This is a genomic window from Exiguobacterium sp. s140, assembly GCF_018617035.1.
Classification (GTDB): Bacteria; Bacillota; Bacilli; order Exiguobacteriales; family Exiguobacteriaceae; genus Exiguobacterium; species Exiguobacterium profundum.
The window spans coordinates 337514-361009 of record NZ_JACSJK010000002.1 but is presented as its reverse complement, the minus strand read 5'-3'; the positions used below and the strand labels follow the sequence as shown (position 1 = coordinate 361009).

The 23496-nt window shown below is 51.5% G+C and carries 21 protein-coding genes; 3 read left to right on the top strand and 18 right to left on the bottom strand.

Annotation, left to right across the window (positions count from 1 at the left end):
- Nucleotides 1–9: 9 nt before the first annotated feature.
- The 13 genes from KNO61_RS09935 to KNO61_RS09875 form a co-directional block, all read right to left on the bottom strand.
- Nucleotides 10–987: a glycosyltransferase family 2 protein gene (locus KNO61_RS09935; protein ID WP_214730272.1), complete on the bottom strand. Its 978-nt coding sequence runs from the start codon at nucleotides 985–987 to the stop codon at nucleotides 10–12.
- A 14-nt stretch (nucleotides 988–1001) separates the two neighbouring features.
- Nucleotides 1002–2114, bottom strand: coding sequence for a polysaccharide biosynthesis C-terminal domain-containing protein (locus KNO61_RS09930; RefSeq protein ID WP_214873085.1), 1113 nt, complete (start codon nucleotides 2112–2114; stop codon nucleotides 1002–1004).
- Nucleotides 2078–3334 (bottom strand): ATP-grasp domain-containing protein, encoded by a 1257-nt coding sequence (locus tag KNO61_RS09925; protein ID WP_251024877.1) that lies wholly within the window; start codon nucleotides 3332–3334, stop codon nucleotides 2078–2080. The genes KNO61_RS09930 and KNO61_RS09925 overlap by 37 nt, the downstream gene beginning before the upstream one ends.
- Nucleotides 3243–4478, bottom strand: coding sequence for a glycosyltransferase family 4 protein (locus KNO61_RS09920; RefSeq protein WP_251030814.1), 1236 nt, complete (start codon nucleotides 4476–4478; stop codon nucleotides 3243–3245). The genes KNO61_RS09925 and KNO61_RS09920 overlap by 92 nt, the downstream gene beginning before the upstream one ends.
- Before the next feature lie 5 nt (nucleotides 4479–4483).
- Entirely contained in the window at nucleotides 4484–5527 is a 1044-nt protein-coding gene (locus KNO61_RS09915) for a polysaccharide biosynthesis protein (protein WP_078147561.1), read from the bottom strand.
- A 106-nt stretch (nucleotides 5528–5633) separates the two neighbouring features.
- Nucleotides 5634–6272 carry a sugar transferase gene (locus KNO61_RS09910; RefSeq protein ID WP_078147562.1) on the bottom strand — a complete coding sequence of 213 codons (639 nt, stop codon included), beginning with the start codon at nucleotides 6270–6272 and terminating at the stop codon, nucleotides 5634–5636.
- A 3-nt stretch (nucleotides 6273–6275) separates the two neighbouring features.
- On the bottom strand, nucleotides 6276–7427 hold the full coding sequence (gene wecB / locus KNO61_RS09905) for a non-hydrolyzing UDP-N-acetylglucosamine 2-epimerase (RefSeq protein ID WP_078147563.1): 1152 nt from the start codon (nucleotides 7425–7427) through the stop codon (nucleotides 6276–6278).
- 11 nt (nucleotides 7428–7438) lie between these two features.
- Nucleotides 7439–9001 (bottom strand): oligosaccharide flippase family protein, encoded by a 1563-nt coding sequence (locus KNO61_RS09900; protein ID WP_214685935.1) that lies wholly within the window; start codon nucleotides 8999–9001, stop codon nucleotides 7439–7441.
- An 18-nt stretch (nucleotides 9002–9019) separates the two neighbouring features.
- Nucleotides 9020–10066 (bottom strand): EpsG family protein, encoded by a 1047-nt coding sequence (locus KNO61_RS09895; protein WP_214685937.1) that lies wholly within the window; start codon nucleotides 10064–10066, stop codon nucleotides 9020–9022.
- A 15-nt stretch (nucleotides 10067–10081) separates the two neighbouring features.
- The gene (locus KNO61_RS09890; RefSeq protein WP_214685939.1) at nucleotides 10082–11008 is read right to left on the bottom strand and encodes a glycosyltransferase family 2 protein; all 927 of its coding nucleotides are present in this window, start codon (nucleotides 11006–11008) and stop codon (nucleotides 10082–10084) included.
- On the bottom strand, nucleotides 11005–12219 hold the full coding sequence (locus tag KNO61_RS09885) for a glycosyltransferase (RefSeq protein ID WP_214685941.1): 1215 nt from the start codon (nucleotides 12217–12219) through the stop codon (nucleotides 11005–11007). Before KNO61_RS09885 ends, KNO61_RS09890 begins: the two co-directional genes overlap by 4 nt.
- A gap of 10 nt (nucleotides 12220–12229) precedes the next feature.
- Complete coding sequence (locus KNO61_RS09880; RefSeq protein WP_214685943.1) at nucleotides 12230–12928, bottom strand: CpsD/CapB family tyrosine-protein kinase; 699 nt, start codon at nucleotides 12926–12928, stop codon at nucleotides 12230–12232.
- Nucleotides 12894–13652, bottom strand: coding sequence for a YveK family protein (locus KNO61_RS09875; protein ID WP_214685945.1), 759 nt, complete (start codon nucleotides 13650–13652; stop codon nucleotides 12894–12896). Before KNO61_RS09875 ends, KNO61_RS09880 begins: the two co-directional genes overlap by 35 nt.
- Nucleotides 13653–14049: 397 nt before the next feature.
- Here KNO61_RS09875 and KNO61_RS09870 point away from each other — a divergent pair, with 397 nt between their 5' ends.
- Both KNO61_RS09870 and KNO61_RS09865 read left to right on the top strand, forming a co-directional pair.
- Nucleotides 14050–15951: a beta-glucoside-specific PTS transporter subunit IIABC gene (locus KNO61_RS09870; protein WP_214685947.1), complete on the top strand. Its 1902-nt coding sequence runs from the start codon at nucleotides 14050–14052 to the stop codon at nucleotides 15949–15951.
- Nucleotides 15952–15994: 43 nt separating this feature from the next.
- Nucleotides 15995–17452, top strand: a complete 1458-nt coding sequence (locus tag KNO61_RS09865; RefSeq protein ID WP_287472953.1) for a 6-phospho-beta-glucosidase — start codon at nucleotides 15995–15997, stop codon at nucleotides 17450–17452.
- A 59-nt stretch (nucleotides 17453–17511) separates the two neighbouring features.
- Here KNO61_RS09865 and KNO61_RS09860 read toward each other — a convergent pair whose 3' ends face one another.
- The 5 genes from KNO61_RS09860 to KNO61_RS09840 all read right to left on the bottom strand — a co-directional run bounded on the left by KNO61_RS09860 (nucleotide 17512) and on the right by KNO61_RS09840 (nucleotide 22449).
- Nucleotides 17512–18474, bottom strand: coding sequence for an aldose epimerase family protein (locus KNO61_RS09860; protein ID WP_214685951.1), 963 nt, complete (start codon nucleotides 18472–18474; stop codon nucleotides 17512–17514).
- Between the two features lie 36 nt (nucleotides 18475–18510).
- Complete coding sequence (locus KNO61_RS09855; protein ID WP_214685952.1) at nucleotides 18511–19278, bottom strand: tyrosine-protein phosphatase; 768 nt, start codon at nucleotides 19276–19278, stop codon at nucleotides 18511–18513.
- 6 nt (nucleotides 19279–19284) lie between these two features.
- The gene (locus tag KNO61_RS09850) at nucleotides 19285–20490 is read right to left on the bottom strand and encodes an alpha-amylase family glycosyl hydrolase (protein ID WP_214685953.1); all 1206 of its coding nucleotides are present in this window, start codon (nucleotides 20488–20490) and stop codon (nucleotides 19285–19287) included.
- An 88-nt stretch (nucleotides 20491–20578) separates the two neighbouring features.
- Nucleotides 20579–21502 (bottom strand): LCP family glycopolymer transferase, encoded by a 924-nt coding sequence (locus KNO61_RS09845; RefSeq protein WP_214685954.1) that lies wholly within the window; start codon nucleotides 21500–21502, stop codon nucleotides 20579–20581.
- 101 nt (nucleotides 21503–21603) lie between these two features.
- The gene (locus tag KNO61_RS09840; RefSeq protein ID WP_211782305.1) at nucleotides 21604–22449 is read right to left on the bottom strand and encodes a YihY/virulence factor BrkB family protein; all 846 of its coding nucleotides are present in this window, start codon (nucleotides 22447–22449) and stop codon (nucleotides 21604–21606) included.
- Between the two features lie 126 nt (nucleotides 22450–22575).
- Between KNO61_RS09840 and gnd the strand changes: the two genes are divergently transcribed.
- Nucleotides 22576–23460 carry a phosphogluconate dehydrogenase (NAD(+)-dependent, decarboxylating) gene (gnd, locus tag KNO61_RS09835; protein WP_214685955.1) on the top strand — a complete coding sequence of 295 codons (885 nt, stop codon included), beginning with the start codon at nucleotides 22576–22578 and terminating at the stop codon, nucleotides 23458–23460.
- Nucleotides 23461–23496: the final 36 nt, after the last annotated feature.

The following is a 23496-nucleotide window of genomic DNA, read 5'->3' as shown; positions in this document are numbered from 1 at the left end:
TCCTTTCGTTCACGCGAATGCCCAATTTCGTATTTTAATGAGCCATTCTGTTACATGTGGCTGCTTGATCATCAGGTAAGGTCGGATTCGATCGATTCCGACGAACCGATTCAGATACGCGTCATATCGAGTAGAACGTAACGCATCATACTCTCCCTTCAATCGGTGGAGCCCCACCTCAAAGGAAATCCGTGACAACTCCAGCTCTTGATGGTATTTCCCATCGGTATAGGCATCAAATAAGTTGATGAACCGAATGAACTCCTCATGTCGCTTCACGTCACGTTCGACATTCCCCTCGTTCCAAATGGTCGTCGCCGACCCTTCGACCTCGTAGCGATAGACACTCATCACTTCCGGCATGTAGTAGGCGTATCCCCTGCTCGTGATATACAAGCGAATCGATGCATCTCGCGCCGGCGTCTCTTCGAGCCATCGCGGGGCGTCACGGAAATCGTTCACATACAACATGGACATCGTCGGAACGAACCCGAGTAACTGCAACTCACCGGCGTCATACGTCCGGGACACGGATGAGGCGAGCTTTCGATTTTCCGGCATCCATGGAATGACGTGCCAATTCGTGTGGAGCTTCCCACCTGTCTCGACATACGCATCGTGGAAACAAAGCGTACAGTCCGGATGGGCTTCCATGTAGTCGACTTGTTTTTGCAGTTTGTAAGGGTCCGTCCAATAATCGTCCCCGTCACATGTTGCGATGTATTTGCCGCGTGCCCGCTCCTCGTTCATTCGACCGATGAATACACCTTTTGAATATTGATTCTCCGTCTGATAGATGACATTGAATTTTTCAGGATATTTCTGAACGTATTCCCGGATGATGTCTGCCGTCCGATCCGTCGAGGCGTCATCATGGATGAGAATCTCGACCTCGAAGTTCGTGCGCTGTGACAAAAAGCCTTCAATCGCCTGAGCGATGTACTTCTCGTGATTGTATGTGATGCAGTTGATGCTCACCATGACCATGATGAATCCCTCCTTTATGAGACTTCCGCGTCTTGTGCGACAGTGACTGGATAGGTGTCCGGTTGACTCGCGTCGAACGGCTCGTTCACCCACATCACCGTCACCAAATCTTTCACGCCCGTGTTTTCGATATGATGGACGTAACCTGGCGGAATCTCGATGACTTCAAGCTGTTCTTCACTGACATGGAACGAGATGATCTGATCTTGGTCCATCAACCGGAGCCGAATCACGCCTTCACCGCTGACGACGATGAATTGTTCATGTTTCGACTCATGCCAGTGCTCCCCTTTTGTGATTCCGGGTTTGGCCACGTTGACGGAGACTTGACCACGATCAGGCGTCTTAAACAGTTCTGTGAACGATCCCCGCACGTCCTGATGCATCAAGAGAGGCGTGACCATCCGTTCTTTCGGCAAGTAACTTAAGTACGTGCTGTATAGCTTTTTCGTAAAAGGATCCGATACATCCGGTACTCCTCTAGCCATACGGACCGCTTCGAACGATTCAATCATTCGGGCGAGGTCGAATAATGTGATCTGGCGTGTCGGGACGTCTGAATCAGTGCTTTCTGATTTATGCAGCACCCCTACAAACGATGCGACGACGTCATCGACATGGGCGAGCGTCAACACATGATTGGGATGCGTGACCGTGACGTCCTCTCCTCGTGCAATCTGATAACAAAACGTCGTAACCGCACTGTTATAGAATGGTCTCCCCCATTTGCCGAACAGGTTCGGGAGCCGATATATGTGAACCGGTGCCCCGCTCCGTTGACCGTACAGCCGCAAAATGTCCTCCGCTTCTCGTTTACTGTTTCCGTAAGGATTGTCTTGAGTCGCTTGAATCGACGAGGCAAAAAAGACGGGGACCGGATTATAGGACAGCAATTCGGTGGCGATCGCCTCGGTCAAGTCGACGTTTCCCGTCGTGAATTCTTCGACTCGTTCGGGACGGTTCACTCCGGCCACATGATAGACGGCGTCCGCTCGACGCAGATAGCTGCTTCGTTCCATGAATGAGGTCGAACGGGTGATCGGGAGGACGAGATGCCCAGCCCGCTCCAAAGCGTGAACGAGGTGTCTGCCTAAAAAACCGTTCGCACCGGTGACGACGATGTCCATGATTCTCCCTCCGTTTCTTCGGTTGACTTGATGTGTAAGGTCAGCCATCGCCCGGGATGTTCGACGAGTCGAAGCATCGTCTCGACGTCTTCAAACTCCAGAATCAAACTACCGAGTGCTTGATTTGCCCCTTCGAAGCGCGGGACCACATCTCCGACGTTGTAATAGATGTTCGCTTGTCGAATCGTATATGCGTCCTCATCGAAATGGACGCCCATGAATCGCCCCGTTTCTTGACTGCCGATGATGAAATAGGAGGACGGCACGGTCACTGGTTTCATCTCGAGCGTCACCGGCATCCCGAGTGCGACATCAATCGTCGCTTGGACCAAGTCGACGCCTGTCGCTTGTTCGATGATTTGTGGGATGTAATTCCCTCCGTTCCGTGGACCGATATCCATCAGATAGACGTCTTCTCCTTTGACGAAGATGTCAAAGTTGAACGCGCCTTGCTTGAAGCCGACTTCAGTCAACATGCGTTGCAACGTCTGATGGACTCGCTCAAGCACGTGAGGCGGATGTACACTCGGGAAACTCGCACTGATTGGGGCGAACGGGTTGACTCCGTTCACATTGAAGTGTCCGTTTCCGAAACAACGAAACACCAACTCCCCGTCGACGACAAATCCATCACCACCTATTTGATAGCCATCTCGCGTGATAAACTCCTCCACGACCACTTCCTGATTGAATGACATCGTAAATGCCACTTGGAGATGGCGACGAAGCTGATCAATCCCGTGCCCCCGACTCCACTTGCTGATCCCTTTACTCCCAGAGGCGTCGGCCGGTTTGATGATATATTCACCTGCTCGCTCCCGTAACGTGTCGATCGCCGTTTCCAGTTCGGTGAACGCAAAGGCTTCCGGGACGGCAAAGTCATATCGCTGTAGGAATGTTCGAAACTTCGCTTTATTCGTCAACGTTTCGACCGTTTCAAGCGAGTTCGTCGCCAATCCGAGTGCCTCCCCGACATAGGCGGCCGTTCGTGCCGCCGGATCGGAGGCATAGGCGACAATCCCATCGATGCCTTCCTCTCTCGCGATGGCGAGGACCGCCTCCCGATCAAGGGTGCTCGTACAGTAATAACGGTCGGCCACGAGGCGACCCGGATTATCCGGTAGATAGTCACAGAGAACGGTGAATATCCCTTGTTGTTTCGCTTTTTGGATGATGGGAACTTGATGCATCGCTCCCCCGAGCAACAGCAGCTTCAGCATGGTGAGAATCTCCTTTGCGATAGAGTGGTTGGAGTAAGTCGACGTAGACGGCAGCCGTGTTGGCGTTCAGTCTTGGCGTCACGAGTTCTTTTGATTGCTGTCCGTGGGCTGTCAATCGTTCGGGGTGATCGAGATAGTGTTTCAGCTCGGTCACGAGCGATGCCACCGTCGGTTCGCATTTGTAACAGTTGATTCCTTCGTGAAGATGACGCGCGACGTTGTTGACGTCATGGCTGACGACGATGCCCATCCCGGACGCACAGGCTTCAACGATGCTGAGATTTCCGTTCGAATAGGTCGCCGGCAACACGAGAATATCTGAACTTCGGTAAACGAGATTCAACCCGTTCCACGACTCGATTTCGTCAAGGAACGTGACGTCCGTCAATTGCTCATCCTCGATGTATCGACGACATGCATCCGCGAGATGTCCGTCGCGATTGAGCGACATGGAAAGGTTCGGATATTCTTCTTTCAAGATTCGATACGCTTCTAAGGCGACGAGCGGTTGATAACGTTCAATTAAGCGATTGGCAAACAACAGATGAATCGGATCGTTCGGTCCTTTCTGACGTAACGGGTGCAACATGTGCGTCTCGATATCGATTGGATAAGGGACCGAAACGACTTTCGCAGAAGGAAAACCGAGTTCCTTGATAAATTGATTGCATGCGACGTTTCCCATTCCAAAAATCAAATCAGCCCGCTGGAACAAATGATGAATCCGTGTCGCCTTGTGCAAGCCGTTCTCGCTTGTCAATAACGTCGATTCTCCGCTCGTCTCGCCCCGTACGTTTCGAATCGGCTCGCTCATGACGACGACGCGCACCCCGAACAGTTTGACGATCTGTAAGAGCAGGGCATGGAACGGGGTAAAACCACCCAGTAGCAAGATATGCGGTCGAAATCGGATGAGTTGGAGAAAGACGTCGAACGAGAGATAGTTCGTCTTTTTCGAGAAATAGGAGCCTTTCAAGACGCGACAGCGTTTACCGAGTGGGATGACCCACCAGTCAGGTCGCTGATTGGTGATTTGTTTATAAAACCAAAACTCGGTATCCATATGCTCATGAAGCACATCAGCAAATTTCACTTGATACGGGGAAGCGATATTGGATAAGAAGACGAGTCGTTGTCTGGTCATCACACTCACCCGATTCGTTTTGCGGAAGCAGGAATCGTCCATTTCGCGAGTTCTTCCTGGATGTAAGGTAACGTCAACAAGAGTTCCTTCACTTCTTCCACATCGAGCTGTCTCGTATTGTTCGAGTTGTACTCACCTTGAGCCGTCAGCTCCTGGCTGCCTTCACTGAAGTACTTCTCGTAGTTCAAGTCTCGATTGTCGGCCGGGACGCGGAAGAATCCCCCCATGTCCTCGGAGACGACTTTCTCTTCTCGGGTCATCAACGTCTCGAACGCTTTCTCGCCGTGGCGGGTCCCGATGACTTTGATGGGAAGATCGACCCCGAACAGTTGTTTCACGGCTTCCGCGAGTACACCGATCGTCGAAGCCGGTGATTTTTGGACCATGATGTCACCGGCATGCGCATGATGGAATGCGAAGACGACGAGCTCGACCGCATCGGCCAGGCTCATCAAAAAACGTGTCATGAGCGGATCGGTCACGGTGAGCGGCTCCCCTTTTTTAATTTGTTCAACGAATAATGGGATGACCGACCCACGCGAGGCCATCACGTTCCCGTAACGGGTCCCGCAGATGAGCGTCCGGTCTGGTCCGACCGCACGGGCCTTGGCGACGAAGACTTTTTCCATCATCGCTTTGGAGATTCCCATCGCATTGATTGGGTAGGCCGCCTTATCCGTCGAGAGACAGATGACCTTCTCCACCCCCGCTTCGACGGCGGCATTCAAGACGTTTTCCGTACCGAGAATATTCGTCTTCACCGCTTCAATCGGGAAAAACTCACATGAGGGAACTTGTTTCAGTGCCGCCGCATGGAAGACGTAATCGACGCCATACATGGCATTTTTGATGCTGTTCGGGTCCCTTACATCACCAATGTAGAATTTTAACTTGTCATGATGATAGCGATTGCGAATGTCTTCTTGTTTCTTCTCATCCCGTGAAAAGATGCGAATCTCTTTGATGTTCGTATCGAGGAATCGCTCCATCACGGCGTTGCCGAACGATCCCGTCCCACCCGTGATGAGCAATGTTTTGTTGGAAAACATAAGAAGGCTCCTTTCGTAGATGTCTAGTCTCAGATGTAGGAAGAGCGGTATGTCATCATTTACCCGGTTGGTCTCACTTAAATTGGTAACTTAATGGAAACCGTTATCATTTTTTCGCAACATGCATCATCTTCTTTTCTTCAGACGACGGGCTCGGTTGGGGCGCCCCTTCCACGATTCCGTCCCGGAGCAAGACGTTCCGAACGGTCAAGGCGATACAGCGCAGGTCGAACCAAAAGCTCATCTGGCGCACGTACTCCCCGTCAAGTTTCGCCTTCACCTCAATCGGAAGCTCATCTCGACCCTTCACCTGTGCCCACCCGGTCAGCCCCGGTAGCGCTTCTGTCGCGCCCACTTGTCGACGGGCCTCGACCAAGTCATCTTGATTCCACAGTGCGGGTCTCGGTCCGACGATGGCCATCTCGCCTTTTAAAATGTTGACGAGCTGTGGCAATTCATCGAGACTCGTCTTGCGAAGAAACGCCCCGACGCGCGTGATGTGTTTCGTGGAGTCGTTAAACAGATGTGTCGGGACATCGTTCGGGGTGTCCTGATGCATCGTCCGGAACTTATACATCCAAAAGCGTGTCTCCCGTAACCCGATGCGCTTTTGTTTGAAGAAAACGGGACCCGGCGAATCGATTTTGATCAAGAGGGCGATGAGGAGCAGGAACGGTGCGAGAAGAAGGAGCGCCACTCCGCTGAGCGTCCCGTCGAAGATTCGTTTGAACGTCATATAGTCCATGGCTCACACCTCTTTCTTCTCGGTCGACACCGTGTGCTGTTTCCACACCTCTCGCATCACATAGTCCGTGTAGGACAACAAGATGCGCAGCACCTTATCAGAGACGTTCGGCATGGCGTAATCGCTCACGAGTCGCATCGAGCCATCCGTCTCTTCTAAGATTCGAAGCGCCTGCAGCACTCGCTCCCGCTTCAATCCGACCATCATCGCCGCCCCTTCCTCCATCGCCTCCGGACGTTCATGCGCTTGGCGGATATTCAATCCTTTGATTCCAAGAATCGAACTCTCTTCACTAATCGTGCCGCTGTCCGACAACACGGCCTTCGCATGGAGTTGCAGGTGGACGTAGTCACTGAAGCCGAGCGGTTTGAGGGTACGAATGTTCGGATGGAGACGCACCCCGCTCTCACGAATACGTTTTGCCGTCCGGGGGTGGGTGCTGACGATGAGTGGAAGCTGGTACGTGGTCGCGACCGCATTGAGCGTGTCGACGAGATCGAAGAAGTTCTCGTCATCACTGATGTTTTCATCGCGATGGGCCGATACGACGAAATAGGCATCTCGCTCCAAGTCGAGCTGCTCGAGCACGTCTGACCGCTCGATCTTATCCCGTTGACGGTGGAGTACCTCGTACATCGGGCTCCCCGTCTTGATGATGCGGTCCGCCGGTAACCCTTCACGAAGTAGATACTCGCGTGCGATATCGCTATAGGTCAGGTTGATGTCGGCGATATGGTCGACGATGCGACGATTCGTTTCCTCCGGGACCCGTTCGTCAAAACAACGATTCCCCGCCTCCATGTGAAAGATGGGGATGTGGTGGCGTTTTGCGGCGATGGCTGCGAGACAGCTGTTCGTGTCCCCGAGTAACAAGACCGCGTCCGGACGAACAGATGCGAGCACGGGATCGATGGTGATGAGGATATTCCCAATCGTCGCCATCGGACCATCCGCCGAGGCGTCTAACACATAATCCGGTGTCCGGAGTCCGAAGTCTTCAAAGAAAATCTCATTCAATTCATAGTCATAGTTTTGTCCCGTATGAACGAGCACATGATCGATTGCCTCGGAGGCTTCGAGACGTGCCATCACGGCGGACAATCGAATGATTTCGGGTCTGGTCCCAACAATCGTCATAACCTTGAGTCGTTTCATCTTGTTCCCTCCTAGGATGTGTGGTGAATGGATAGGATGCGTAGTTTCAATTGAGCGAACACTTGGCGGAACATGGTTTTCTCCGTCTCATCAAATGCGAGTCCCCACATGATTACGGCGTAAATACTGATGAGCACGATTCCCTTCACCCCGAAGCCGAACCAATTCGAGGACGGGAAGAAGAACTGGATCCCCCAGCCGATGAGCGTGTACAGGAGAATACCGGGCAAGAGCTTCAGATGGCACTTGCGGAAAAAGTCGAGGATGTCGAGACCGAGGACCCGATGGTAAATCACGTTCATATAGAAGACGAGTCCGACGATGTTGCCGATACAAATGGCGATGGCCGCACCGATCGGACCAAAGTGTGGAATCAACAGTGGTGAGAGTGTCATACTGATGGCGGCCACGATGAGGGCAGCGAACGCCCGATACTTCACTTTGTTCTCGGCAATGAGTGTCGTATTGCCGATGTCTTGCGTCAACGTGATCACACTCGGTGCAATCAAGAGAAGGGCGATGACGTAGGAGTCGGTGAAGTCTGGTCCGACCCATAGGTGCATGAACTCGCGACCGAGGATGAAAAACGAGGCGAGGATGAGTCCGACGATATACAGTTGAATCCGGCCGATGCGGACGAAGAGGTACCCGATGGCCTCACGATCGTTTCGGGACAACATCCGACTGACCTTCGGAAGGAATAAGTAACCGAGCGAGGCCGCGATGGTCCAGACATACCCTTCGATGACCATCCCGACGGAAAAGAGGGCAATCGAGGCACTGCCTGCTAGAATCCCCAGTAGGCTCGGGGTGATGTTCAACACGAAGCGTTGGGCGACGAGCGTGATCGTGCTCCAGGACGTGAAGCTAAAGATGTCCCGATAAATCCCCTTCTCTCGATTCTGAAAGTTGGCACGGACGAGAGTCTTGCGCCGAATGAAGACGTACTCGATGAGTAAGACGATGGTGCCGACCAACGCATTGACGATGACGAGGGCATACAACCCATAGCCGAGAAGAAGCGCGGTGACCATCAAAGCGACCGTCCCGACCTTCTCAGCGAGATGCAGGGCACTCGAGAAGAGGAATTGTTCATGGGATACGAGAATGCCAGAGAATGGCTTCGTCGGGAACGAGACGACGATGAACAGTCCCGCGATCACATAGAGGACTTTCAACTGTTCGAGCTCGGTCGCCGTCAAACTCGAGTAAATCGAGTCCAAGAAGAAGTAGACGACGGTGAGGATGAGGAAGAGGACGAGCGAGATGGCGATGAACAGTTTATAGGCGATGCCTAAAAATCGTCCTGCCCGCTCGTGGTCCCCCTCCGCCATATACTTGCTCATGAATCGTGAGACGGCCGCATCGAGCCCGAAGTCCATCGCAAACATACTGATGAGCGAGATGGTCAGCATATACAACCCGTAACTCGCCTGCCCGATCTCATGAATCATCCACGGCGTATAGATGAGACCGGATAAGATGCCGAAAAAGATTTGCGTGTAGGACATGACCGCCCCGATCTTGATTTTGCGGTTACTGGCTGCCTCGTCTAGCGTCATGCGTGTCGACATATGCTTCACCTCCTCGTGTTACCAAAAGAACGAATACACCGGCGCTTCGCGAATGAACAAGAGACCGAGCAACATGACCGCCGAGTAATAGACGACGAGTCGTTCCCGCCGCTCGAACGTGCCGACAATCTCCGGAATCATCAACAGCAGGAAGAGCGAGAAGTATTGGACGAGCCTCATCATGGATGGGTTCAAGAACGTCAACGGCAAGAGACAGGCGGCGAGTAACAGCGCATTGAAGAAATGGATGGCAGATGGATTGTTCGCTAGAATTTGATCTTTTCGCCATAATGCTACGAAGAGGACGGAGAGCAACATCAGACTGAAGTTGATCGCCCCGGCGCCGTCCATGGCGCTGTACGTATCGTAACCAGACACTTGGACGAGCAGGTCGAAGAATGGATTCCGAAAGACGAACAATCCGACGATGACCCCGAACATCGTCATCACATACGCCTTGGTCAGTTGCTTGTTCGCTAAAAAGTAGAACGGGAGGAAGATGAGCGCCGACTTATGAATGGTCATGGCTACAAATACGATGAGGAGGAACCACCCGAGTTTACGAGCACGGACGAAGTGATAACCGACGAGCACGACGAGTGCCGTCGCGATCGTTTGACGTAGTCCCGTGACGGCGAAAAATTCGTAAAACAAGACCGAGAAGAGAAGAAAGCTGATGAGTGCCTCGCTTGAATATTTGTAAATGAAATAGCCGAGCGGAATCATGAAAATCATCGCCACGATTACGAGATACACTTGATAGTCCGTGATCACGTATTGCAAAAGACGCTGGAACAAGTAATACCCCGGATCCTCACTTTCCGTGAATAGAATTTGAAAGAAGCGATCCGTGAACGTATGAAGCGGTAGGGCTTGAGATTGAAGGAAGAGCGCCTTATATTGGGCTGTATCGTCTCCGACCGAGATATCTCGAAGACCGGACAAGACAATCCATTGAATCGTGGCAAATGAGACGAACCAACCGCGTCGACTCGGAATGTCATGACGCATCAAGAGCAGTGCCCAACCGACCAACAGCGCCATATTGACTAAATAGATCGTCATCTCCATCCCTCCTTTCTACCGATAGATCAGGTTCGTCATCCCCCGATATAGAGACAGCAGGTTTGAAAACAAGATGCCGTTCCATCGGAGCCACTGATATTCCAGCGGTCCAAAGTAACGAGTCACATCATGTGTCGTTAAGTACTGTTCCCGTACGTCCGCCGCATTTTCTTTGAACGTGTGCTTCAGAATGATAGTGGTCAATTTCTCTCCGTTATCACGCACCTCGACGTCCTGGAGTAGCCGCTTCAGATAGCGATTCGATTCCATCGTGGCTCGATGTGCGATTTTTTTCGTCTGTTGCTCGCCGTGAATCCGTGAATAGACGAGCGGCTCACGCATCACGTAAAAGTCGAACCCATCGAGCGCCAACTCGACCCAGCAGATCCAGTCTTGAATGAAGCGGTCCTCTAACGAAAAACGCCGATGTTCGAACGCTCGTCGCGGAATCAAAAGCGCGCATCCGTTCAAAGTCGACGACAACAATAAGTGACGGAACATGTCCTGACTCGAATAGAATCCGCTCACTTTCCGTTGCACCCGTCGAATCGCCTCCCCCTTTTCGTCAATGAACGCCGTCCCTGTCACGACGATCGTCTGATTCATCGGGAGATGTTGCTCGCGCATCACATCGAGCTGTCGTTCGATCTTTGTCGGCGCATACACGTCATCGTGGCTGAGCCAGGAGAAGTAGTCTCCGCTCATCTCTTCAATTCCACGATTCAATGCACTCGAGACGCCCCCATTCTCCTTTTCCACGTAGCGAATTTGCTTGCCGTAACTTGTGGCAATCGCCGCCGTCTTTCCCTCATCGGTCGAGCCGTCGTTGACGACAATCACTTCAATCGCAGGATGCGTCTGGGCCAAGGCGCTGTCGATACATGTTCGTAAATAATCGCTCCCGTTATAGACTGGGATGATGATGGATACGAGTGGTGTCATAAGGCGTTCCTCACTTTCTCGGTTTGCAGCTCCTCGTACACGTGCAGGTAATCCTCCGCCCGTTCGAATAAGTCGAACCGTTGACGCGCTTCGTTCGCACAAGCGATTCGTGAGATCGAGGCGTGATGGAGACGATCGAGTCCGTCCATCACATCGTTGACCGATCGTGTGGCGACGACGACGCCGGTCCGTTCGGTCACGAGTTCCGGACTGGCCGTGGAATCGAGGACGAGGACTGGCGTGCCGCATGCGAGCGCCTCTGCCGTCACGTTTCCAAATGACTCTTCCTCTGACAGGTTCAACAAGACGTCTGCCGCGGCATAGTACGAAGCCAATTCGCTCGGGTCATGTGTCTCTTGAATGTGAAGCACATTCGCCGGCAGGTCATGTTGTTCTTGCATCTGTCCGACTAAGACGATTTGGTCGGACGGTCTGGCCTTGGCCAACTCCATGAAGGCAGACAGTCCTTTCGCCTCGGTCCAATGGCTCGCCACGCCGAGAAGAATGTGTTGTCCCGTCAACCCGAGGCGTGCCCGAAGTGGGCCTGGCTCTTTCGGCGTGAACGTCTCCAAATCGACCCAGTTGTGGATACGACGAATGATGGACGCATGTTGCAAAATCGAGAAGTGGGCTTCCATCGTGATCCAATCCGACACTCCGACTACTGCCAAGCGAGGGATGGCATCGAACCATTGTCGCTTGTCCGCCAACATCTCTCCGGTCCGGTCTAAAAACCAGCTCGGGATGTCCTTTTTTAAGAGCGGGCACTGTCCACATCCGTCCTTCCAGCGCTCACACCCGACCGCCGTGTAGTGGGTACATTTCCCGGTGAATAGCCAGCAGTCATGGAGCGTCATGACGGTGGCGATGTCCCTTTTCGCCAAATACTCAAACAACGTCTGAAGATGAAGGTAATTGGCGTGAAGATTATGAAGGTGAACCACGTCCGGTCGAAAGCTGTCCATGAAGGCAATCAAGTCAGCGGTCGACCGTTTGGACGTATAACCTTGACGCCCCGTCACGCGGGCATGGAGGGCATGCCGTTTCGTTTCCCACGCCTGACCAACCACCACACTTTTCTCGGTCACTGGTCCGGTCGCATGGGCGATTCGGACGTGGTGTCCATAAGAGGCATGAACGGATGCGAGCTCTTTACACATCCGACCGGTGCTTTTCACTTCGTTGATGGCATTGATGTGAAGAATATTCATGTCCGACACCTCACTCGTATGCGTAGTAGGTGTTCGTATTACGAGAAGAACGCTTGTTGAGGACAAGTCCAAGAAGTTGCGATCCGGTCCGCTCGAGTTGCTCTTTCGCCTTCAGGACGAGCTGACGATCTGAGTTCTCGCAGCCAATCACGAGAATTGTCCCGTCGGATACGTTGGCCAACAGTCGTGCATCGGCGACGTGCATCATCGGAGGCGTATCGACGATCACGATATCAAACTGCTCACGCAACTCACTCAGGAGGTCCGTCATGCGTGACGAGGCGATCAGTTCGGTCGGATTCGGTGGAATTGGACCGGCCGCAAGCAAAGTCAGGCGCGGGATATCCGTTTTTTGAAGCGCATGTTCGAGGGTGACCCGACCGGCCAATACGGTAGACAGTCCCGCATGTGCTGACAACTGAAATGTTTGGTGTGCCGTCGGTTTGCGCATATCACAATCGATGATGACGACATTTTTTCCGAGTTGCGCATAGACGACCCCTAGGTTCGCCGCCGTGGTCGACTTCCCTTCCCCGGACGAGGCGGATGTGATGGTGATCATCTGTAACTTATGACCGACGGACGTGAACTCCAGATTGGTCCGAATCGTCCGATATTGTTCAGAAATCCGTGACTTCGGATTCGCCAATGTGACGAGATCCCGTTTTTTATAATCAAGACGATTGGCGTTCTTTTTTCGACCGAACATGCGAAACGTCTCCTTTCACTTGGGGTGTCGCTTCCTTCACATTTTTCGTTTTCAAATCCCGTCGTTCGATTGTCGGAATCGACCCGATGACCGGCAAGTCCAGCAACCGTTCCGCTTCTTGCTCGTTCCGGATGCGTTTATCAAAGACGTGGCGTAATAGACCGATGAATCCACCTAACAAGAATCCGGCGAATAGACCGATTGCCGTGTTGAGCAGCACGTTCGGTGAGACAGGAGCTTCCGGAATTTCGGCTGGAGATAAAATTCGAACGTTGTCGATGTTCATCAAATCCGGGATTTCAGAAACGAACACTTCACTGATCACATTGGCCGTTTCCGCTGCCACGACCGGATCGTTCGCGGTGACGAACACATTGATGACTTGCGATTCCTCTTCACTTTCTACGGTGAGCGCATCTGAGAGCGGGTCTGGTGCGCTCGGCACCTGTTCTTTGACTTTTTCAAGAACAGCCGGGCTCTTCATGATGACGCGATACGTATTGACGAGTGAGAGCGAGGATAACACTTCCGAACTGTCTACGCGGTTGTCTTCTTGTTGTGTAACGAGTAGCACTTGTGTGGACGCCTCATATTTCGGCTGGATGAATGAAGTGCTCACATAGTAAGCTAAGAGTCCGACGAGAACCATACTCACGAACATCCATTTCTTACTTTTCTTGAGAACTTCCACGAGATCGCCCACGATCGTCGTTTGTTCCTTCATGTTGGTTTCCTCCCTAAAGACAGATTAAATGACCGAAATCAGGCGCAGGTTAACTGTAGTACCTTCTTACCCCCTTCATCTTGATAATTGGAAAGAAGGATTTATCATTTTTTCGCAACATCATGTCATGATGCCGTTCCGCTTTCTTCTTTTACGTTGTAGGGAGGGTCGAAAAACAAAAAAAGTAAAATGTAAGCGTTGACATTTTGAATTGTTGCATGCTACATTTCAATTATCAAATAACAACTGAACGGTATCCTGCGCAGGAATGTTACCTTTAGTGGGCATAACCTGACTCGAGTCGGATGAATGACGTGATTTCACGTTCTTCATTTGACACGGGTCAGGTTTTTTATTTGACGCAAACCAAAATTATGGGAAAAGGAAGGGAACGGACATGAAATATGAACAGCTCGCACGCGATATTATTCAACATGTTGGCGGGAAAGAGAACGTCAATAGCGTCGTCCACTGTATCACCCGTTTGCGTTTCAAATTAAAGGATGAACAAAAAGCAGATACTGAAACCATCAAAAACATGGATGGGGTCGTCACGGTCATGAAGAGCGGTGGTCAATACCAAGTAGTCATCGGGAATCATGTACCGGAAGTGTATAAAGCCGTCGTCGAGGTCGGCGGATTCCAACAACAGTCTCCAATTGAAGAAGAGAACGCTCCAAAGGGATCGTTGTTCAGCCGTTTTATCGATATCATCTCTAGCATCTTCACTCCTGTGCTCGGCGTCTTAGCAGCGACCGGGATGATCAAAGGATTCAACGCCCTGTTCGTCGCACTCGGTTGGCTCGACAATACGTCAGGTACGTATCAATTGTTGAATGCCATCGGGGATTCGCTGTTCTACTTCTTCCCGATTTTCCTCGGCTATACGGCCATTAAGAAATTCGGAGGAAGTCCGTTTATTGGTATGGCCATCGGGGCGTCACTCGTCTATCCGACCTTATCGACGCTGACGGCTGGAGATCCTCTCTATACGGTCTTTGCTGGAACCATGTTCGAGTCACCGATTCATATCACGTTCCTCGGTGTTCCTGTCATCTTGATGACGTACTCGACTTCCGTCATTCCAATTATTATCGCGGCATTCTTTGCAGCAAAACTCGAGAAGTTCTTGAAGACGATCATTCCCGACGTCATCAAAATGTTCATCGTTCCACTACTCACTTTGTTGATTGTCGTACCACTCACATTCATCTTGATTGGACCAATCGCGACTTGGGCAGGGATGCTTCTCGGTAGCGCCACGGTCGCTGTATATAACTTGAGCCCGCTCGTCGCCGGTATTTTCCTCGGTGGATTTTGGCAAGTGTTCGTCATCTTCGGTCTTCATTGGGGGCTTGTCCCGGTCGCCATCAACAACTTGACGTCACTCGGGGCTGACCCGATTCTCGCACTTGTGTTTGCAGCATCGTTCGCACAAATCGGTGCCGTGCTCGCAGTCTTCTTCAAAATTAAAAATCAAAAGATTAAAACGCTCACGATACCGTCCTTCATTTCAGGTATCTTCGGTGTGACCGAACCCGCTATTTATGGGGTGACGCTCCCCCTCAAAAAACCGTTCATCATGAGCTGTATCGGTGGTGCTGTCGGTGGTGGAATCATGGGTGTCATGGGTACACAAACTTATATCATCGGGGGGCTCGGTGTCTTCGGCTATCCGTCCACCATTTCGCCTGAAGGCATCACAACTGGTTTTTATGGTTCACTCATCGGAACGGCCGTTGCTTTCATCGTCGGGTTCGTCTTGACTTACCTCTTTGGCGGTGTCAATCAAGCAGCAACCGCGACACCACAATCAGAAGTTACAACGGTCGCCAAAGAAGTATCTGCGACAACTGTCAGTCAGGAACAAGTCGTTAGCCCGCTTCAAGGAACTGTCGTCCGTTTGAAAGATATCTCGGATGTCGCCTTCTCATCTGGTTCACTCGGTCAAGGTGTTGCCATCGAACCGACGGAAGGGAAACTGATCGCTCCGATTTCCGGTACCGTGTCTGCCCTCTTCCCGACACATCATGCCATCGGGATCACAACGGAATCAGGGGCTGAAATCCTGATCCATATCGGTATGGATACCGTTCAACTAGAAGGGAAGCATTTCAAAGCACACGTCACACAAGGTGAATTTGTCGAAAAAGGACAACTGCTGATCGATTTCGATATCGACGCGATCAAGCAATCAGGTCGTGCGTTGACGACACCTGTGATTGTCACGAACCGAAAAGCACTCTCACCAAACTACGCCTCACATGTCCAGACGGGCGATCCGATTTTCATCATCTAATGAATCAAGTGGGAGGATTTTTCCTCCCACTAATATAGAAAGTGTGGATACGATGAGTTTTCCAAAAGGATTTTTATGGGGTGGCGCCATTGCCGCCAACCAAGCAGAAGGCGCTTATGCAGAAGGGGGAAAAGGTTTAACTACCGTCGACTTGTTGCCGACGGGTAAAAAACGCTTCGATGTCATGTTTGGAGAATTGCCATCATTAGAACCTATACCCGGAGAGTTTTATCCTTCGCATGAAGCGATTGATTTTTTCCATCGCTACAAAGAAGACATCGCTTTATTCGCTGAGATGGGATTCAAGGCGCTTCGCCTCTCGATCGCATGGTCAAGAATCTTCCCGAACGGAGATGACGTGGAGCCGAACGAGGAAGGTTTGCAGTTTTATGATGATGTCTTCGATGAACTATTAAAACATGGGATTGAACCGGTCGTGACAATCGCTCACTTCGATGTACCTGTCAGCTTGATCAAAAAATATGGAAGCTGGCGCAATCGACGAGTCGTCGACTTCTTCGAGACATATGCGAAGACCCTCTTCACCCGCTACAACGGTAAAGTGAAGTATTGGATGACGTTCAACGAGATCAATATGCTACTCCACCTCCCATTCATTGGAGCGGGCATCGTGTTCGAGGACGGAGAAGACAAGCAACAAGTGAAATATCAGGCGGCCCATCATCAACTCGTCGCGAGTGCGAAAGCCGTCAAAGCAGCCCACGAAATCAATCTTGATCTACAGGTGGGTTGTATGCTTGCTGCTGGTCAAACATATGCCTATTCGTGTAACCCGAATGATGTGTTAGATGCAATGGACAAAGACCGTGAATCGTTCTTCTTCATCGACGTCCAATCACGTGGAGAGTACCCGGGATATGCCAAACGATATCTCGAGGAGCAAGGTATTACGCTTCAGATAGAAGAAGGTGACCTCGAACTGTTGAAAGAGCATACGGTCGACTACATCGGCTTCAGCTATTATTCAAGTCGGACGACGAGTACGGATCCAGAGATAAATCAGTCGACCGAAGGAAACATTTTCAGTTCACTTGAGAATCCGTTTCTCGAGAAATCGGAATGGGGCTGGACAATTGACCCGACCGGTTTCCGGATCACGGCGAACCAACTGTATGACCGCTATCAAAAGCCGCTATTCGTCGTCGAGAACGGACTCGGTGCCGTCGATACACCGGATGCGACTGGATATGTCGAAGACGATTATCGCATCGACTATATGGCGAAACATATCGAACAGATGCACGAGGCTATCAAGGACGGTGTCGAGATCATCGGCTACACAAGCTGGGGTCCGATTGACTTGGTGAGTGCGTCGACCGGTGAGATGAAGAAACGCTACGGCTTCATCTATGTCGATAAAGACAATGAAGGCAACGGGACGCTCACACGTTCCAAGAAAAAGAGCTTCGATTGGTATAAGCAAGTGATTGCGACGAACGGGGCGGACGTCACTACTCCTGTTCAAACTACTAAATCTTGATTAAAAAGGAGGCAACCGACTTAAATCGGTTGCCTCCTTTTTGAATGGTAGTGATGGATTTATTCCACCCCAAACCGATACACCGTCCGCGAGTGATAGAGCTCACCCGGTTTCAGTTCGATGGAGGTCGCGATGTCCGGATGATTCGGGGCGTCCGGGAACGCCTGTGCCTCGAGACAAATCGCGCTATGTTTTTGTCGACCATTGAGCGTCACGGGTGTCTCTTCACTCAAGAAATTCCCTGTATAAACGACCATGACGGGTTGATTCGTTTCGACCGTCATCGTCCGTCCGCTCACCGGGTCATGCAATCGAATCGGTTCATCCTTCAAGATAAACGGATGATCGAGACCGCTCGCCCGTTCAATCGCCTCGTCTCCCGACACGAGCGCCTCTCGGACCGGTTTTCCGTCTCGGAAGTCGAACGGCGTCCCGCCCACATCCCGCAACGCTCCTGTCGGCAGCGACTCCGCATTGAGCACCCCGACTGAATCGGCTGGTAGCGTCAGTTCATGGTCGTGGATGGTCGGGCGTCCGCCGAGATTGAAGTAGTTATGATGGTTTAAGTTAATCCACGTCCGTTGGTCCGTCTCCGCTGTCATCGTGATAATCAGTTCATTGTCATCCGTCAGTTCATACAATACTTTAAAGAAGACGTTCCCCGGGTATCCTTCTTCCCCGTCCGGACTGAGATACGTGAACTGGATGCACTGTTCGTCGGCGTCCATCTCCCAGTGACGGGCCGTGATGCCTTTGTCGCCTCCGTGAATATGGTGGGGCGCCTCGCTTGGGGTCAAGGCGACACCTTCGATCTCTGCGTCACGAATCCGTCCGGCAATCCGTCCGACGACCGACCCGAGATAGACCGGGTTTTCTAAGTATTGAGAGACGTCACCATACTTCAAGATGACCGAGTCGAAATTCCCTTTCCGGTCCGGGGCCGTCAGTTCCGTCATCGCACAGCCATAGTCGATGGCGGATAGTGTCATGCCGTTGGCGTTTTGAATCGTCGCTTGTTTCATGCCATCACCTTTCTAACCCGTCATCGGGCAATTGATTTACCACTTCCAACGTCCTCGCCAGTTTTTCTCAGGTAAACGTGGAGGATTCACCGAAATCGGTTCATCCGCTAACATCTCCTCCGTAAAGTGGAGGTGCTGTTGCCACATCTCTTCTCCTAGTTCGTTGATGACTTCCTGTCTTGCTGCTAACCAATTGAAATCACGATGTTCTACGTTATGGGCATCGGAGGCGACGATGTGACTCAACCCGTTACTGATGAACGTGAGCGCGAGCTCCCGGACCTGTCTTCCGAACTGCCCTGTCAAACTGCTTGTCGTCACTTGCGACAGCGCACCTGCTGATACGAGATGGTGCAATTTTTCGGGATGGAGTGCAAACTCTCGATTCCGCTCTGGATGCGCGATGACTGGAACGTATCCAGCCGCCTGCAGTTGAAAGAACAAGGATTCCGTATAAGCAGGCAGACTTTGACTCGGTAGTTCCACCAGCACATAGCGGGACCCGGCGAGCGAGTGTGCCTCCCCAGACTCGAGCGCATCAATCAACTCCCCAAAGATTCGAATCTCTTGCCCGACATACAAGGTCAAGGGAATCTGTTCCTCATCGAGTCGTTGTTGTAGATGCGCGACTTCTTTCGTGATGTCATGATGCTCCGTCTCGAAGTACGGATGATACGCGTGTGGTGTCACGACAATCGACGTCACCCCTTCTTCGACTGCACGCCTTGCGAGTTGCAGGGACGCTTCCATCGTACGTGGTCCGTCGTCTACCTCAGGCAACAAATGACAATGTACATCAATCATGAGGATTCACTCTCCAGTGTGTGTTTGTTTTAGCCAAACGTATTCATATGGGCGAAGCGTCACATGGCTCATCCATTCTTCTGTAAAGAGACTCGTTCCTTCGCAATCCGTCTGTACCGTCTCTTCACTCATGTTCGTCAATAACAGGAGAGACTCTTCTTGGTGCTTCCGCTTGACGGCGAATACGCGGCGATCGAGACGTACGATTTCTTGGTCGGTATACGGTGAAAAGGCAGGTTGGAGTCGTTTCACATTCAATTGACTCAATATCCCTTCATAGACACGAAGTCGATTTGGATCACGCTTCAACGCTCGAACGAGGTCTTCTTGTTCAATCGGTTGCGTCACCCCAAATAAAGTTCGGTAATCAATCAACGGAATCCCTTGAAGCGACAACAATACACTGTGGGCTGCGAGAATCACATCTGGGTTAGTGTCCATCAGATTTTTCTCAAACGGATCACGTTCCGCCGAAGAGAGGAAGTTGAAATAGGTTTGATCGGCTCTCAGCGGATGCACCTGACTCGCCCAATCGCTCAAACGTGTCACATCTGCCTGCGCAAACGCTAAAATCACATGGCTGGATAAGTCGAAATGGCAGACGACGTCCGCCTCCGCCTCATAGATGAGGGCAGAATCCACACGCTCATTGGCGATAATCAGTTGCGCATTAGGCTTATACGCATGCATGATCGTCCGCCACAGCTTGAGGATGTGTTTGACTCGTTCCGGCTCCATTCCACGAAACGACTCGACATGGACGCGGATTTTCGTCGCTCCGTACGCTAGACGTTCGATCAGTTCATCCGTTACGGTGACAAGGTCGAATTGCGCCTCATTCCATGCTTCAGGCGTCATCTCGTAAATCAAATCGAACGTGTCGGTGAAACGTCCTAAGTCTTCGAATAGTTGCACCCGCGAGTCGATCGCCGTGTCCTGTTGTTTCGATTGATATGGGAAAATAGAGACGAGATAAAGATCACTCACCGTCGTTTGGACGTGATCGGCTAACCATTGATGGAGCGCCTCGAGGTTCGCTCGACCGTCCGTCAGAATAAACCCGGCATCCATCAACAAGACGTTTGTTTTTTCAGACGGACGCTCATGGTCATGCCAACGATGATCCGACCACTTTTCAAATAACTGCTCCCACTTTTCTTGTGAGGTCTCCCCGAGTTCGTGAAGCACCTCTTCAATCGCTTCCCATTTCATGACTCATCCCTCCTTGGCATCTCTTTATTTCTCCCACTTTCCGTCCCCTTTGAAACACAAAAAAACTGTCCGACTTGAGTCAGACAGCTTACTCCATCAATCGTTGCAACTCTTCCTGAACGCCATTCAACGAAGTAGAATCCGGATTCCAGTAATAGATCCCGTCCCCCGCTAATCCACCCGCCCCCTCGAGCCGTAACACACTCGCATTGCGGAACGCGTTCATATAGTCCGTCGACAATGAGACGAATTCATTGAGTTCGATATTCGTCTTCGCCTGATCACCGACGACCTCCAGTAAGGCAGTGACCTTGTCGAGCGAGAAGTCCGTCCGTCCTTTTTCGATGATGGCGGCGACGACATCCCGCTGACGTTCTTGACGACCGAAGTCACCGTTTGGATCGTTATAGCGCATCCGCGTATAATCGAGTGCCGCCTCTCCGTCTAGCGTCACTTCACCGACGGGAAACGTGTAATCTTCTGTCGAGAACGCGAATTTATTCATGACCGTGATGCCTCCGAGTGCATCCACCACGTCGCTGAATGCCTCCATATCCGTCTCGATGACATAATCGATTGGGATGTCGAGGAAATTCTCGACCGTATTCATAGCCATTTCGGCTCCACCGAACGCATAGGCATGATTGATCTTATCGCGCGTCCCTTTCCCAACGATTTCGGTCAATGTATCCCGAGGAATCGAGAGCATCGCGCCTTCATCCAGTTCCGGATTGAGTGTCAGCACGATGATCGAGTCACTTCGTCCCTGTTCGGTCCCGCGTCGGTCGATTCCAAGCAAGAGAATGGAAACCGACTCTTTGCGTTCAATGGTCTCGACCTGTTTACGCTCTTTGCTGATGTTCAAGTTGTCATTCACTTGTGCGACGGTGTCATCGACTTCTTTTACCATTGACCAGACGAACGCGCCACCTGTGATGAGCACCAAGGCCATGACGCCTGCTACAACCCCTAGTACGATTTTCCACTTTGATGGTTTACGATGTTTCGCCATGTGGCCACACCTTCTTCCGTGAAATAGTACTAGTTTATTCCCATGCCACGGGTTGTTTTAAAGCATGTTCACAAAGAATAATCACGATATCCCTTTTTTTGTTATGGGAAATGGGTCCGGATCGGTTGACGGGTCATATGGTAGGGCCAGGCTGCATTGATTTCTGCCCCGATCAGCATCGTCGCCGCCGTCAGATAGAGCCAAATCTGTAGCAGGATGACCGCACCGATCGTGCCATACGTATCCCCGAGAATCGAGAAACGTTCGACATAGACGCTGTATCCGGTCGACAGCAATTGCCACGAGATGACCGCAAACACGGCTCCGGGAAGTGTTTCGATGAAGCGCACTCTCTGCTGTGGCGCGATTTTATAAAAGAGCGAGAACGCGATGATCAAAATGATGGTCGAGACCGTATAACGCGTCACCGTCGACAAGCGGTCGAATTCTTCAACTTTTGGATAGAGGGCATAAATCAGTTCGACAAACTCTTGACCGAATAGATGAAACACGATCAAGATGACCGCACCGATACTCCCTGCTAAAATCACGAGCAACCCGATCAACCGTCGGAAGATATAGCCACGCGCTTCCGTCTCCCCATATGCGAACACCGTCAGCTTGACGAGTCGTGCCGTCCCGTTCGAAGCAGACCAAAACGCGATGATGGCACTGACCGATAACAATCCACCGTTCAAGTTTCCGCTCACATCATAGACGATAGATAACAGCTCACGCACACTTGAACCGGGAATGAGCGTTTCAATCTGCTCGATGAGAAGCGCGTCATCGATTTGAAACCATGCCATCACGGCGAAGAGGACGACAAACGTCGGAAAGATGGCTAAAAACCAAAAAAACGCCAGTGTGGCACTATAATCATTAATGTGATGGTCTTTGAATCGATGCCTGACGTCCACGGCCAGTCGAAACATACTTTCAAACATCGCCACCCTCCTCTCATCACTTCTACTTTTATATCATTCTACATCTCGGGCAACCTGTCCTTTTGAGCAATCGTTATTTCGGGTATGCCCTATAGAGGACCAAATCTTACAAATGGGGTGGAACGAATGGAAATCGGTATGATCGGACTTGGTAAAATGGGCCTCAATTTGGCTCTGAATTTGACAGACCATGGGCATCGTGTCGTCGGGTATGACCCGGGAAACGTATCGACGAGTCAATTTGAGACGAAAGACTCTTTGCAAGAGGTCGTTTCCACGCTTCAGGCCCCTCGCGTCGTCTGGGTGATGGTGCCAGCGGGTGACGTGACCGAGCACGTCTTGAACGACTTGCACCATCTTCTCTCCCCAGGTGACATCGTCATCGATGGAGGAAACTCGAACTATAAGGAGTCGATGCGACGTTCCGAGCACTTTAAAGAAAAACTGATCTATTTCTTCGACGTCGGGACGAGTGGTGGGATGGAAGGTGCCCGTCACGGAGCGTGTACGATGATTGGAGGCGACTTGGAAGCGTTCGGAAAAATCGAACAGCTCTTCCAAGACGTCTCGACCGACCACGGTTATCTGTATGCGGGACCAAGTGGAAGTGGTCACTTTTTGAAGATGGTGCATAATGGGATTGAGTATGGGATGATGCAGGCGATTGCAGAAGGGTTCGAAGTGCTTGAGAAGAGTCCGTTCGACTATGACTATGAAGATGTCGCACGTGTGTGGAACCACGGCTCGGTCATTCGCTCGTGGCTCATGGAACTGACGGAGAGTGCCTTCTCGAAAGATGCGAAGCTCGACGACATCCGTGGGGTCATGCATGCGTCCGGTGAAGGCAAGTGGACGGTCGAGACGGCACTCGAGTACGACGTCCCGACGCCCGTCATCGCGCTCTCCCTTATGATGCGTCAACGTTCGCTTCAAGACGATACGTTCTCAGGTAAAGTCGTTGCCGCATTACGAAATGAGTTTGGTGGGCATGCGGTGGAGAAGAAAGAGTAAATCATCAAGGTCTCGACCAACATCGGTCGAGACCTT